A 12229-nucleotide genomic window follows, 5' to 3' on the forward strand; every position below is an offset into this window, starting at 1 on the left:
GGCTCAGCCCAGCAGTTCGGCGTAGCTGATGAATGACACCGTATCGCCTTTCCGGATCGTCTGTCCACCCGGATTGTCGATCACGCCGTCTCCCCAGACCGTCGAGGTCAGCACCGCCGACAACTGGTTGGGGAACAGGTCGAGCCCGCCCTGCTCGTTGCGGCGCACCCGCAGGAACTCGCGCCGGCGGTCGGCCTTGGGCCAATCGAAATCGGCGCGCATGGCGGTCCTCGACGGCGTCGTGGCGTGGGCCCCGGCCAGCTTGAGCAGCAGCGGCTTGACCAGCAGGCCGAAGGTCAGGAAGCTCGAGACGGGATTGCCCGGCAGCCCGATGAAGACCGCCTCGGTACCGTCGTCGCGGCGCAGGCGGCCGAAAGCCAGCGGCTTGCCGGGCTTGATGGACAGGCTCCACATGTCCAGCCGCCCCAGCGACTCGACCGCCGGCTTGACGTGGTCTTCCTCGCCCACCGACACGCCGCCGGTGGTGATGATCAGGTCGTTCTCGCGGGCGGCGTTGCGCAAGGCCTCGCGCGTCGCCTCGAAACTGTCCTGCACGGCGCCCAGGTCGGCGTGCTCGACCGGCAGCGCCGCCAGCATGCCCTGCAGCAGGTAGCGGTTGGAGTTGTAGATCTTGCCCGGGGGCAGCGGCTCGCCGGGCGCGACCAGTTCGTCGCCGGTGGACAGCGTGGCCACGCGCAGCCTGGGCTGCACGGGCAGGCGCGGCACGCCGACCGAGGCGGCCAGGCCCACGTCCTGCGCCCGCAGGCGCGTTCCGGCCCGCAGGATGCGGCTGCCGGCCTCGATGTCGCAGCCCTTGGCGCGTATCCAGGCGCCCGCCTCGACCGGCTTGGCGAATGCCACGCGGTCGTCCCGGACGTCGGCCTCTTCCTGCATCACGACGGCATCGGCCCCCTCGGGGATCTCCGCGCCGGTGAAAATGCGGGCGGCCGTCCCGGCGGCCAGCGGTTGCGGCACGGCCCCCGCGGGGATGCGCTGCGACACGGGCATGCCCGCGGCGAACAGCGCCGCGTCGGCGGTACGCACGGCGTAGCCGTCCATCGCCGAATTGTCGGCGGCCGGCACGTTGATCGATGCCGTCACGTCGGCGGCCAGGATACGGCCCGCGGCCCGCGCCAGCTCGATCTGTTCGGCGGCCCGGCCCAGGGGCTCGACCGCCAGCAGGATCTCCAGGGCCTCGTCCAGGGAAAGCAGGTTCGAACCAGGCTTCACAATCGACTCCTTCGCGGCCCGCCCCGCGGCGCGCCGCACATACTCGACGCCGCCGTCAGACGGCCTCGGCGGCGATCAGGTCCTTGATGGTCTGCACGTCGCCGTCCACGGTCTGCACGCGCTGCGGCAGCTGTTCGATGTTCTCGAATCCCGCGGGCCGCGGCGCGGGCTGCCCCAGGGCCTCCTCGATGGTGGCCGAGAACTTCACCGGCAGCGCGGTCTCGAGCACCAGCATGGGTATGCCCGGCTCGACATAAGGCAGCGCCACCTTGACGCCGTCGGCGGTATGCGGATCGATGACCACGCCGGTTTCGGCATGGACGCGGCGGATGGTGGCCAGCCGGTCGGCATGGGTGCTGGTGCCCGAGACGAAGCCGTACTGCGCGAACTGCGGCTTGTAGGCCGACAGGTCGAACGAACCCTGCGCCGCCAGTTCGTCCCACAGCGCCTTCAGGCGCGCGGGATCGCGGCCCAGCAGGTCGTAGACGAAGCGCTCGAAGTTGGATGCCTTCGAGATGTCCATGGAGGGGCTGGAGGTCTCGTAGGTTTCGCTCGAGACGCGCGGGCGGTAGATACCGGTGCGGAAGAATTCCTCCAGCACGTTGTTCTCGTTGGTGGCCAGCACCAGGCGGCGGATGGGCAGGCCCATGCTGCGGGCGACGTGGCCGGCCAGGATGTTGCCGAAGTTGCCCGAGGGCACCGCGAACGACACCTGGGCCATGGGATCGGCCGCGCCTTCGGTGGCCAGCCGCCAGCCATGGAAGTAGTACACCACCTGGGCGGCGATGCGCGCCCAGTTGATGGAGTTGACCGCGCCGATGCGGTGCGCGGTCTTGAACGCCAGGTCGCCGCTGACCGCCTTGACGATATCCTGGCAGTCATCGAACACGCCATGCACCGCCAGGTTGTGGATGTTGGCATCCTGCAGCGAATACATTTGCGCGCGCTGGAAGGCGCTCATGCGGCCGGCGGGCGACAGCATGAACACCGCCACGCCCTTCTTGCCGCGCATGGCGTATTCGGCGGCCGAACCCGTGTCGCCCGACGTCGCGCCCAGGATGTTCAGCGTCGTGCCCCGGCGCGCCAGCACGTATTCGAACAGATGGCCCAGGAACTGCATGGCCATGTCCTTGAAGGCCAGCGTCGGCCCTTCGGACAGGCCCAGCAGCGAGATGCCCTGCTTGAGCGGCTTGAGCGGCACGATGACCTCGCCGCCGAATACCTCGGGGCGGTAGGTCTTGCGCGTCAGTTCGCGCAGGTCCTGCTCGGGAATGTCGGTGATGAACAGCTTGAGGACTTCGTACGCCAGGTCGGCATACGACAGCGAACGCCACGCCTGGAGCTGCCCGGGCGTGACCTGCGGGATGGACTCGGGCACGGCCAGCCCGCCGTCGGGCGCCAGCCCTTCCAGCAGGACGTCGGTGAACGATTGCGGCGCCATGCCGCCGCGGGTCGAAAGGTATTTCATGCTGCGTCCTAGGCGAGGTTCTCTATGCGCAGGCGCGTGACGGCCGACACCACGGTGGGCAGCGCCTCGATACGGGCGATGGCGGCGTTGACGTTGCGCTCCAGCGCCTCGTGGGTCAGGAAAATGATGTCCGCCTGGGTGGCGTCCTCGCGCGGCTTCTGGATCATGGAAACGATGGAGATCGACGCGTCGGCCAGGATGCGCGTGATGTCGGCCAGCACGCCCGGCTGGTCGGTCACCGCCAGCCGCAGGTAGTACGAGGTGGTGATGTCCTCGATCGACAGCATGGGACGGTCGGTGATGGCATCCGGCTGGAAGGCCAGGTGCGGCACGCGGTGCTCGGGATCGGCCGTGTGCAGGCGGGTCACGTCCACCAGGTCGGCGACCACCGCCGAGGCGGTGGGCTCCTCGCCCGCGCCCTGGCCGTAGTACAGGGTCGCGCCCACGGCGTCGCCCTTGACCATGACCGCGTTCATCGCGCCTTCCACGTTCGCCATCACGCGCCGGGCGGCGATCAGGGTCGGGTGCACCCGCAGCTCGATGCCCTCGGGACGCGCCTTGGTGATGCCCAGCAGCTTGATGCGGTAGCCCAGTTCCTCCGCATACCGGATGTCTTCCTGCGCCAGCCTGGAGATGCCCTCGATGTGGGCCTTGTCGAAACGGATCGGCACGCCGAAGGCGATGGACGACAGCAGCGTGAGCTTGTGCGCGGCATCCACGCCCTCGATGTCGAAGGTCGGGTCGGCCTCGGCATAGCCCAGGCGCTGCGCCTCGGTCAGCACCTCCGAGAACGGCAGGCCGCGGGCCCGCATCTCGGTCAGGATGAAATTGGTGGTGCCGTTGATGATGCCGGCCACCCATTCGATCTGGTTGGCCGACAGGCCCTCGCGGATGGCCTTGATGATGGGAATGCCGCCGGCCACCGCGGCTTCGAAGGCGACCATGACGCCCTGTTCGCTGGCGCGGGCGAAGATCTCGTTGCCATGCTTGGCCAGCAGGGCCTTGTTGGCGGTGACGACGTGCTTGCCGTGGGCAATGGCTTCCAGGACGAGTTCGCGCGCCAGGGTGTCGCCGCCTATCAGTTCGACCACGATGTCGATCTCGGGATCGCGGACGATCTGGAACGGGTCGGCGACGACTTCGGCGGCTTCGCCGACGCGGGACTTCGCCTTGGCGACATCGCGGGCCGAGACCTTGGTCGCGACGATGTGGCGGCCGGCGCGGCGGGCGATTTCTTCGGCGTTGCGGGCGAGGACCTTGAAAGTGCCGCCGCCTACGACGCCCAGGCCCAGGAGGCCTACTCGGATGGGTTCCATTGTGTTTCCGGGCAATACAGGGTTCTTCGAAAACTTCCCCGCCCTTGCTTTGGCGCGCTCCGACCCGCCGCATGGGCTCCGCCGGACGAGGCGGGATGCGGCACTGGGCTGCGGAAGGGGCGGGAATCGCCGGCCACGGCCGCCGGCTGGCAAACCTCCAGTGTAACGGACTTGGGACGACAGCAGGAAAAGCTCCCGGCGCGCCGCCGGCGGTCTTCGCGCATCGGCGTGCGGCTTCCTCTGGTTTCTCCCGATTTGTACGAACGTACAACAAACTGTACGATCGTATAAAAATCTAAATCGAGACCCATGGCCGCGAAAATCGCTCCAGCGCCCCGCCGCGCACGCCCCCGCTCCGAGATCGACGAGGCGCCCGACCGCCGCCGCAACATCCTCATGGCGGCCGAGGCGCTGTTCGCGCGCCATGGCTATCACGGCGTCTCGATACGCGACATCGCCGAGAAAGCCGGCGTGCCGCTGGCGCTGGTCGGCTACTACTACGGCCCCAAGCTGGCCCTGTACGAGGAGATCTTCCGGCAGCGCTCGGGCTACATCAGGGAGCGGCTGGCCGCGCTGGAAACGCTGTGGCATGCCGGTCCGCCCGACGAATTGCTGGACCGCATCGTCCGCGCCTTCGTACGGCCGGCGCTCAAGCTCGCCGCCAACCCCGAAGGCCGGCAGTTCATGCAGCTCGTCGCCCGCAACCTGGTCGAGCAGGGGCCGGAGAACAGCGGGCCGCGCGCCGAACTGTTCGACCCCGTGGCGCACGCCTACATCGATGCGCTGATGAAGGCGCTGCCGGGTATCTCCCGCGCCCAGGCCGCCTGGTGCTACCAGTTCTCGCTGGGCGCGCTGATGCACCACATCAGCGACCAGCGCATCGAGGACCTGTCCCACGGCCAGGCCAAGGCGCGCGAGTTCGACCGTTCCGCCGATCTGCTCTGCCGCTTCCTGAGCGCCGGCATCCGCCACGCCTGCGCCGTCTAGGACCTGTCCCCGCGGCAACCGGCACCCTTTTTCCAGGAGACACCATGAAGACATCCAGACTCGCTCCCGCGCTGGGAATCGCGCTCGCCTTATGGGCGGCGGGCGCCGCGGCGCAGACCCGCATCACCGTGGCCTATACGGCGGTATCCGAGTTCATGCCCCTGTTCGTGGCCAAGGAACGCGGCTATTTCGCCAAGCGAGGGCTCGAAGTGACGCCGCAGCAACTGGCCCTGAGCGGCGTGATGCCCGCCGCGCTGCAATCCGGGTCGGTACAGATCGCGGGCGTGGCGAGCCCGGTGCTGCTGCAGGCCAACGACAGCGGCATGGACCTGGTGGGGCTGGCCGGCACGAGCGTCCACAATCCCTCGTCCAAGGCCATTGGCCTGGTCGTGCGCAGCGGCGGCGCCAAAAGCGCGGCCGACCTGGTCGGCAAGAAGATCGCTGTGCCCGGGCTGAACGCCGCCCTGCACATCATCGGCCGCAAATGGCTGGCCGACCAGGGCGTCGATCCACGCAAGGTGACCTTCGTGGAAGGCGCCTTTCCGCAGATGGGCGATCTGCTCAAGGGCGAATCGATCGACGCCGCGGTCACGGCCGACCCGTTCCTGGGCCGCATCCTGCAAAGCGGCGCCGGCACGCTGCTGTCGCCGCTGGCGCCGGACCTGCCGGCCGGCTTTTCCAACATGCTGTACATGTCGACCCGTGCCTGGCAGCAGGCGCATGGACCGGCCATCGCAAGCTTCCGCGCCGCGCTGGCCGACGCGCTGGACTTCGCCGCCGCCCATCCCGACGAGGCGCGGGCCGACATGGGCAAGTACCTGAAGGTGCCCGCCCCGGTCCTGGCCTCTCTGACGGTGCCGGCCTACAAGGTGCCGCTGGCCGGCAGCGAGCTGCAGTTCTGGGCGGACACCATGCGCCAGCAGGGCATGCTGCGCAAGGCGCCCGACCTGGCCGCGATGGTGGCCAAGTGACCGCCAGCCTGCGCGTCGTCGACGCGGCGCCCCGCGCGGGTGCCGCCGCTCCCCTGATTCGCCTGGGCGGGGTGGCGCTGGACCTGGGCGGCCGCCGCATCATCAATGGCCTGGATCTGGATCTGGGCCGGGGCGAGTTCGTCTGCGTGGTCGGTCCGTCGGGCTGCGGCAAGACCACGTTGCTGCGGCTGCTGTCGGGCCTGGTGCAGCCCAGCGCCGGCAGCATCCTGCGCGACGGCCGCCCCATCGACGGTCCGGCACAGGATGTCGCCATCGTTTTCCAGGACTATGGGCGCGCCCTGTTGCCGTGGCGATCGGTGGCGGGCAATGTCTCGCTCGCGCTCGAGGCCGCCCGCGTCCCCCGGGCCGAACGCGCTTCGCGCATCGCGCCGCTGCTGGCCCAGGTCGGGCTGGGCAATCACGCGGACAAGTACCCGGCGGAACTGTCGGGCGGCATGCAGCAGCGCCTGCAGATCGCGCGCTGCCTGGCCCAGCGTCCGGCGGTGCTGCTGATGGACGAACCCTTTGGCGCGCTCGACGCCATGACGCGCCAGTCGCTGCAGGACGATCTGCTGACCCTGGTGCGGCGGCATGGCACGACCGTGCTGTTTATCACCCATGATCTCGAGGAAGCGATCTACCTGGGCGATCGCGTCGTCGCGCTGCGGGCCAATCCGGGCACGGGCGCCAGCAGCCTCGCGCAGGACATCGCCATCGGCCTGCCCCATCCGCGCGACCAGTTGAGCACGCGCGAGCATCCCGAGTTCCTGCGCCTGCGCCGCTTCCTGTTCGATTTCATCCAGGAGCCGCGTCCATGATCCGCGCCATCGGGCCGCGCCTGCGCGGCCTTCTCCTGCCCCTGCTGGCGCTGGCCGCCGCCGAGGCCGCCATGCGGGCCAGCGGCGCGCAAAGCGACGCGTTCGCCCGGCCCACCGAGATCCTGCGGGCCATGTGGACGGCGGCGCAGGATGGCTCGCTGGCGGCCGCGTCCGCGCAGACCCTGGGCAATGCGCTGCTCGGCCTGGCCGCGGGCGGCGGCATAGGACTGGTTCTCGGCCTGTGGTTCGGCGCCTCCCCGCGCGCCGGCCGGTGGTCGGCGCTCACGGTCAACCTGCTGCGCCCGCTGCCCTCGGTCGCGCTGGTGCCCATCGCCATGCTGGCCTTCGGCTTCGGCTACCGCATGGAAAGCGCGGTGGTGGCCTTCACCTGCGTCTGGCCCATGCTGATGTTCGCCCAGGACGGCGTGGCGCGGGTGGAGCCCCGCCTCGTCGAGGTGGCCCGCGTGCTGGGACTGGGAGGCATCCGCCGCGCCTGGAAGATCGTGCTGCCGGCCGCGCTGCCGCGTATCTTCGTCGGCCTGCGGCTGTCGCTGGGCATCGCGCTGACCATCGCCGTCACCACCGAAATCATCGCCAACCCCATGGGCCTGGGCTACGGCCTGGCCATGGCGCAGCAAAGCCTGAACCCGGCGCTGATGCTCGCGCTGGTCATCTGGATAGGCGTGCTGGGCTGGGCCGCCAATGCCGGCCTGCTGTGGCTGCAGGCGCGCCTGTTCGCCCGCCGCGGAGTCCGCGCATGAACACGCCGCTGCCCGTTTCCCTGCTTTCCGCCCGGCGCCTGGGCGACGCCGCGGGCGGCCTGCTGGTCCTGCTCGTGATCGTGGGAGCGTGGGCCTGGGCCACCGCGGCCGGCTGGGTGTCGCCCATTTTCCTGCCCTCGCCCGGTGCCACCTGGGACGCCCTGCTGCAAGGCTTGGCCGAAGGCGAATTGGCCTCGGCCAGCCTGGCCACCGTCGAACGCATGCTCTATGGCTGGCTGCTGGCCTCGGCCCTGGGCCTCGTCCTGGGCACGCTGATCGGCGTCTCGCCCGCCCTGCGCGCCTGGACGCAGCCCACGCTGGAGTTCGTGCGCCCGCTCCCCGCCTCGGCCGTCATGCCCGTCGCCATCGCGCTGCTCGGCTTGTCGCCCGGCATGGTGCTGGCGGTCATCGCCTTCGGCGCCATCTGGCCGGTGCTGCTGTCCACCGTGCACGGGTTCGCGTCGGTCGACCCGCGCCTGCACGAAGTCGCGCGAGTGCTGGGGCTGTCCCGGAGCGCCTTCATCGCGAAAATCGCGCTTCCCCACACCTTGCCCGACGTGCTGACGGGCATGCGCTTGTCGCTGACCATCTCGCTGGTGCTGGCCATCGTGGGCGAGATGCTGGCCTCGCAGACGGGCCTGGGCTCGGCCATCCTGATGGCGGCCCGCTCTTTCCGCGCCCCGGAGCTCTATGCCGGCGTCGTCCTGCTGGGCGCCATCGGGCTCCTCAGCAACAGCCTGCTCGCGCTGGCCGAACGGCTGGCCCGCACCCACCACTGACCCCTTTCTCTTGTCCGGACGCATCATGCCACGCCGCATCGTCGACCTTTCCATCTATCTCGAGAACGACATCCTGTCGGACCCGCCCGCGCTCGCGCCACGCATCACCTACGAGAATCACGTGCAGGGCGTGGCGGGCTTCCAGCGCCTGCTGCCCGGCCTGAAGGCCGAGGATCTTCCCGACGGGGAAGCCGCGGCCGCCGAATGGGTCACGCTGACCACGCACAGCGGCACCCACCTGGATGCCCCCTACCACTTCCACTCGACCATGAACCGCGGCGAACGCGCGATCACCATCGACGAGGTCGACCTGGACTGGTGCTTCCAGCCGGGCGTCAAGCTGGATTTCCGCCATTTCCCCGACGGCTACGTCGTCACCGCCGCCGACGTCGAAGCGGAACTCGCGCGCATCGGACACACGCTGCGGCCGCTGGAGATCGTGCTGGTCAATACCCGCGCCGGCTCGCGCTACGGCCATCCCGACTATGTCGAGACCGGGTGCGGCATGGGATACGAGGCGACCATGTACCTGCTGGAGCGCGGCGTGCGCCTGACCGGCACCGACGCATGGAGCTGGGATGCGCCGTTTTCCCATACCGCGCGCAAGTACCGCGAGACCGGCGACAAGTCGCTGATCTGGGAAGGCCACAAGGCCGGACGCGACATCGGCTACTGCCACATCGAGAAGCTCCACAACCTGGAATGCCTGCCTCCCGATGGCTTCTACGTGAGCTGCTTCCCGCACAAGGTACGCGCCGCCTCGGCCGGCTGGACCCGGGCCGTGGCGATCTTCGACGACCGGCTCTTCGCCCCGGCCTGAGCCTCGCCTTCCCGTTTCCTTTTTCCTCCCGGAGCCTGCCATGCCCTCCCTTCTTTCCCGCCTTGCCGCCAGCGTCGCCGCGCTGGCCGCCACTTCCGCCATCGCCGCCGGCTATCCCGACAAGCCGGTCCGCGTCATCGTTCCCTACGTGGCCGGGTCTCCCGCCGACATGGTCGCCCGCAAGCTCGGAGAAGGCCTGGCACAGCAACTGGGGCAATCCTTCATCGTCGAGAACAAGGCCGGCGCCAACGGCATGATAGGCAGCGAGTTCGTGGCCCGCGCGGCCCCCGACGGCTACACCATCATGCTGGGCAACATGGATACCCATGCCCTCAACCCGCTGCTGTACCGCCACATCCGCTACGAACCGGCCCGCGACTTCGCACCCGTGGCGCAGGTCGGCACCCTGACCGCCATGCTGATCGCCCGTCCCGACGCGCCCTTCCAGGACGCCCGTGGCCTGATCCAGGCCGCGGCCCGCGCGCCCGGGAAGCTGACCTATGGCTCGTGGGGCCTGGGCAGCGTGGCGCACCTGTGGGGCGGCCTGCTGGAGGAATCGGGGCGCATCCAGCTGATGCACGTGCCCTACCAGGGCACGCCGGCGGCCATGAACGCGTTGATGGGCAGCCAGATCGACCTGCTGTTCGGACCGCCCACGCTGGCGCTGGCCAATGCGAAGAACGGCAGGTTGAAGATCCTCGGCGTCACCTCCGCCACCCGCCAGCCGCAATATCCGGACGTGCCCACGCTGGCCGAGCAGGGCTTCGCCGGCTACGACGGCACCACGTGGTTCGGCGTGTTCGCGCCCGCCAAGGTGCCCGGCGACGTGCTGGAGCGGCTGAACCAGGCCATCAACCGCACGCTGGACAGCCCCGCGATGGCCGATACCGCCGCCACCCTGGCCATGACCGTCACGCCCGGCGACCGCCGGCAACTGGAACGGACCATGGCCGCGTCGCGCGAGAAGTGGGGCAGGATCATCGCCGACAAGAAAATCCAGCTCAACGATTGACTCTCCTTCACAAAGGCTCGCCATGAAACTCGCAACCTTGAAGAACGGCGGCCGCGACGGCCGCCTGGCCGTGGTGTCCGCCGACCTGGCCCTGGCCGCCTACCCCGACCGGCCATGCACCATGCAGGCCCTGCTGGACGACTGGGACGCCATGCGGCCCGGCCTGGAGGCGCTCTACCAGGCGTTGAACCGCGGCGCCGCCCAGGGCGCGTTCTCGTTCGATCCCGCATTGGCCATGGCGCCGCTGCCGCGCGCCTACCAATGGCTGGACGGCTCCGCCTTCGCCAACCACGGCCTGTGGATGCAGCGGGGGTTCGGCGTCCCGCCCATCGATACGACGCTGCCGCTGATGTACCAGGGTGGCTCGGACGACTTCCTGGGCGGCCGCGACGACGTGCCGCTGCCGGACGAAAGCCACGGCATCGACTGCGAAGGCGAGATCGTGGTCGCGCTGGACGACGTGCCCATGGGAGTGGACGCGGCCGCGGCCCTGGATCACGTGAAACTGGTCATGCTGGCCAATGACTGGAGCCTGCGCGCGCTGCAGCCTCGCGAGCTGAAGACCGGCTTCGGCTTCATCCATGCCAAGCCTTCGACCTCGTTCGGTCCGGTGGCGGTCACGCTGGACGAACTGGACGGACACTGGCGCGAAGGCAGGCTGCATCTGCCGGTAAGGGTGGACATCAATGGCCGCTGGATCGGCCATCCGAACGCGCGCGAGATGAGCGTGGGCTTCGGCGACCTCGTCGCCCACGCCGCCGCGACCCGGCGCCTGCGCGCCGGCACGCTGGTGGGTTCGGGCACGGTGTCCGATCCGGCCGAGGGAGCCGGCTCGGCGGCGCTGGCCGAGGTGCGTGCCATCGAGAACGCCACGCAAGGCACGATCTCCACCCCCTTCCTGAGATTCGGCGACCGCGTCCGGATGGAAGTCAATACGCCGGCCGGAGCAAGCGTGTTCGGCGCGCTGGACCAGAAGCTGGTGCAAGCCCGGGCCTGATCCCCGGGGCCGCCACGCCCCCCTCGCGGCATCCGGGAGAGCCCTCGCGCAGAGGGCATTTATAATAATCCGACTGCCGCGCAGGCACTGTCTCGTTCGCGCATCCGTGCCGGCCGTCAGCAGGCGTATAGTTTTTCCATCCTCCCGTCGAACCGGAGCCGATCTTTTGAAGTTGCATTCCGACCCTGCCTCGGCGCTGAACACCGTGACCGCCTATGGCGATGGATACGTCGAAGTCAACCGCGTCCGTTTCGAGCACGCCGTCGTGTTCGGCCCCGAGGGCGATGTCGTCGCCTGGCCCGTTTCCTCCTTCGAAGACGTCGATGCCGCCGCGATGGAACACGTGGCCCGGCCGGGCGCGGCCTCGCTGCCCGAGGTCGTCCTGATCGGCACCGGCGCCCGCCAGCGCTTCCTGGCGCCGTCGCTGCTGCGCCCGCTGCTGAAGGCCGGCGTGGGCATCGAGATGATGGACACCCTGGCGGCTTCGCGCACCTACAACATCCTGATGGCCGAGGGGCGCCGCGTCGTGGCCGCGCTGATCCCGGCCTGAATGATGCGCCGCCCCTCCCGCCTTTCCCCCCATTTTCCGGAGACCCACGCATGAGCACTGCCATCGGGCGGGCCGCCCCCGCCTTCACCGCCCCCAGCACCGACGGCGACATCTCGCTGAAGGACCTGAAGGGCCGCGTCGTCGTCATGTATTTCTACCCGCGCGACAACACGCCGGGCTGCACGACCGAGGGACAGAACTTCCGCGACCGCTACGCCGACTTCCAGGCCGCCGGCGCCGAGATCCTCGGGGTCTCGCGCGACACGCTGGCCTCGCACCAGAAGTTCAAGGAAAAGCAGGGCTTCCCGTTCCCGCTGCTTGCCGATCCGGACGAAACCCTGTGCGAGCTGTACGGTGTCATGAAAATGAAGAACATGTATGGCAAGCAGGTGCGCGGCATCGAGCGCAGCACCTTCCTGATCGACGCGCAAGGCAAGCTGCGCCAGGAATGGCGCGGCGTGAAAGTGCCCGGCCATGTCGACGCCGTGCTCGAAGCCGTGCGCGGGCTGGCCTGAATGAG

The 12229-nt window shown here is 69.3% G+C and carries 13 protein-coding genes; 10 read left to right on the forward strand and 3 right to left on the reverse strand.

Annotation, left to right across the window (positions count from 1 at the left end; all coding sequences use genetic code 11):
• Positions 1-3 precede the first annotated feature (3 nt).
• The 3 genes from glp to R4823_RS15835 are packed head-to-tail and all read right to left on the reverse strand — an operon-like array spanning position 4 to position 4014.
• Entirely contained in the window at positions 4-1230 is a 1227-nt protein-coding gene (glp, locus tag R4823_RS15825) for a gephyrin-like molybdotransferase Glp (RefSeq protein ID WP_243724325.1), read from the reverse strand.
• A 55-nt stretch (positions 1231-1285) separates the two neighbouring features.
• Positions 1286-2698: a threonine synthase gene (gene thrC, locus R4823_RS15830; RefSeq protein WP_087840648.1), complete on the reverse strand. Its 1413-nt coding sequence runs from the start codon at positions 2696-2698 to the stop codon at positions 1286-1288.
• Positions 2699-2706: 8 nt separating this feature from the next.
• Complete coding sequence (locus R4823_RS15835; RefSeq protein WP_087840647.1) at positions 2707-4014, reverse strand: homoserine dehydrogenase; 1308 nt, start codon at positions 4012-4014, stop codon at positions 2707-2709.
• A gap of 309 nt (positions 4015-4323) precedes the next feature.
• Here R4823_RS15835 and R4823_RS15840 point away from each other — a divergent pair, with 309 nt between their 5' ends.
• From R4823_RS15840 to R4823_RS15885, 10 genes are all read left to right on the forward strand, one after another.
• Positions 4324-5001 carry a TetR/AcrR family transcriptional regulator gene (locus R4823_RS15840; RefSeq protein WP_087840646.1) on the forward strand — a complete coding sequence of 226 codons (678 nt, stop codon included), beginning with the start codon at positions 4324-4326 and terminating at the stop codon, positions 4999-5001.
• Between the two features lie 44 nt (positions 5002-5045).
• The gene (locus R4823_RS15845; protein ID WP_132978732.1) at positions 5046-5972 is read left to right on the forward strand and encodes an ABC transporter substrate-binding protein; all 927 of its coding nucleotides are present in this window, start codon (positions 5046-5048) and stop codon (positions 5970-5972) included.
• The gene (locus tag R4823_RS15850; RefSeq protein WP_243724324.1) at positions 5969-6790 is read left to right on the forward strand and encodes an ABC transporter ATP-binding protein; all 822 of its coding nucleotides are present in this window, start codon (positions 5969-5971) and stop codon (positions 6788-6790) included. Before R4823_RS15845 ends, R4823_RS15850 begins: the two co-directional genes overlap by 4 nt.
• On the forward strand, positions 6787-7551 hold the full coding sequence (locus tag R4823_RS15855) for an ABC transporter permease subunit (RefSeq protein ID WP_087840644.1): 765 nt from the start codon (positions 6787-6789) through the stop codon (positions 7549-7551). Before R4823_RS15850 ends, R4823_RS15855 begins: the two co-directional genes overlap by 4 nt.
• A complete protein-coding gene (locus R4823_RS15860) occupies positions 7548-8330 on the forward strand; it encodes an ABC transporter permease (protein WP_207958559.1) in 783 nt (260 codons plus the stop codon). The genes R4823_RS15855 and R4823_RS15860 overlap by 4 nt, the downstream gene beginning before the upstream one ends.
• A gap of 22 nt (positions 8331-8352) precedes the next feature.
• Complete coding sequence (locus tag R4823_RS15865) at positions 8353-9150, forward strand: cyclase family protein (RefSeq protein WP_132978901.1); 798 nt, start codon at positions 8353-8355, stop codon at positions 9148-9150.
• Between the two features lie 40 nt (positions 9151-9190).
• Positions 9191-10162, forward strand: coding sequence for a tripartite tricarboxylate transporter substrate binding protein (locus R4823_RS15870; protein WP_087840642.1), 972 nt, complete (start codon positions 9191-9193; stop codon positions 10160-10162).
• A 22-nt stretch (positions 10163-10184) separates the two neighbouring features.
• Positions 10185-11159 carry a fumarylacetoacetate hydrolase family protein gene (locus R4823_RS15875; protein ID WP_132978731.1) on the forward strand — a complete coding sequence of 325 codons (975 nt, stop codon included), beginning with the start codon at positions 10185-10187 and terminating at the stop codon, positions 11157-11159.
• A gap of 166 nt (positions 11160-11325) precedes the next feature.
• Positions 11326-11709 (forward strand): Mth938-like domain-containing protein, encoded by a 384-nt coding sequence (locus R4823_RS15880; protein WP_087840640.1) that lies wholly within the window; start codon positions 11326-11328, stop codon positions 11707-11709.
• Between the two features lie 50 nt (positions 11710-11759).
• A complete protein-coding gene (locus R4823_RS15885) occupies positions 11760-12224 on the forward strand; it encodes a peroxiredoxin (protein ID WP_132978730.1) in 465 nt (154 codons plus the stop codon).
• Positions 12225-12229: the final 5 nt, after the last annotated feature.

The organism is Pigmentiphaga sp. CHJ604, assembly GCF_036972535.1.
GTDB classification, from domain to species: Bacteria; Pseudomonadota; Gammaproteobacteria; order Burkholderiales; family Burkholderiaceae_B; genus Pigmentiphaga; species Pigmentiphaga daeguensis.

Excerpts from the sequence above, each read along its gene's own strand:
- R4823_RS15835 (WP_087840647.1), bottom strand. The coding sequence starts at position 4,014 with ATGGAACCCATCCGAGTAGGCCTCCTGGGCCTGGGCGTCGTAGGCGGC.
- R4823_RS15855 (WP_087840644.1), top strand. The coding sequence starts at position 6,787 with ATGATCCGCGCCATCGGGCCGCGCCTGCGCGGCCTTCTCCTGCCCCTG.
- R4823_RS15845 (WP_132978732.1), top strand. The coding sequence starts at position 5,046 with ATGAAGACATCCAGACTCGCTCCCGCGCTGGGAATCGCGCTCGCCTTA.
- thrC (WP_087840648.1), bottom strand. The coding sequence starts at position 2,698 with ATGAAATACCTTTCGACCCGCGGCGGCATGGCGCCGCAATCGTTCACC.
- R4823_RS15860 (WP_207958559.1), top strand. The coding sequence starts at position 7,548 with ATGAACACGCCGCTGCCCGTTTCCCTGCTTTCCGCCCGGCGCCTGGGC.
- R4823_RS15885 (WP_132978730.1), top strand. The coding sequence starts at position 11,760 with ATGAGCACTGCCATCGGGCGGGCCGCCCCCGCCTTCACCGCCCCCAGC.
- R4823_RS15875 (WP_132978731.1), top strand. The coding sequence starts at position 10,185 with ATGAAACTCGCAACCTTGAAGAACGGCGGCCGCGACGGCCGCCTGGCC.
- R4823_RS15840 (WP_087840646.1), top strand. The coding sequence starts at position 4,324 with ATGGCCGCGAAAATCGCTCCAGCGCCCCGCCGCGCACGCCCCCGCTCC.
- R4823_RS15870 (WP_087840642.1), top strand. The coding sequence starts at position 9,191 with ATGCCCTCCCTTCTTTCCCGCCTTGCCGCCAGCGTCGCCGCGCTGGCC.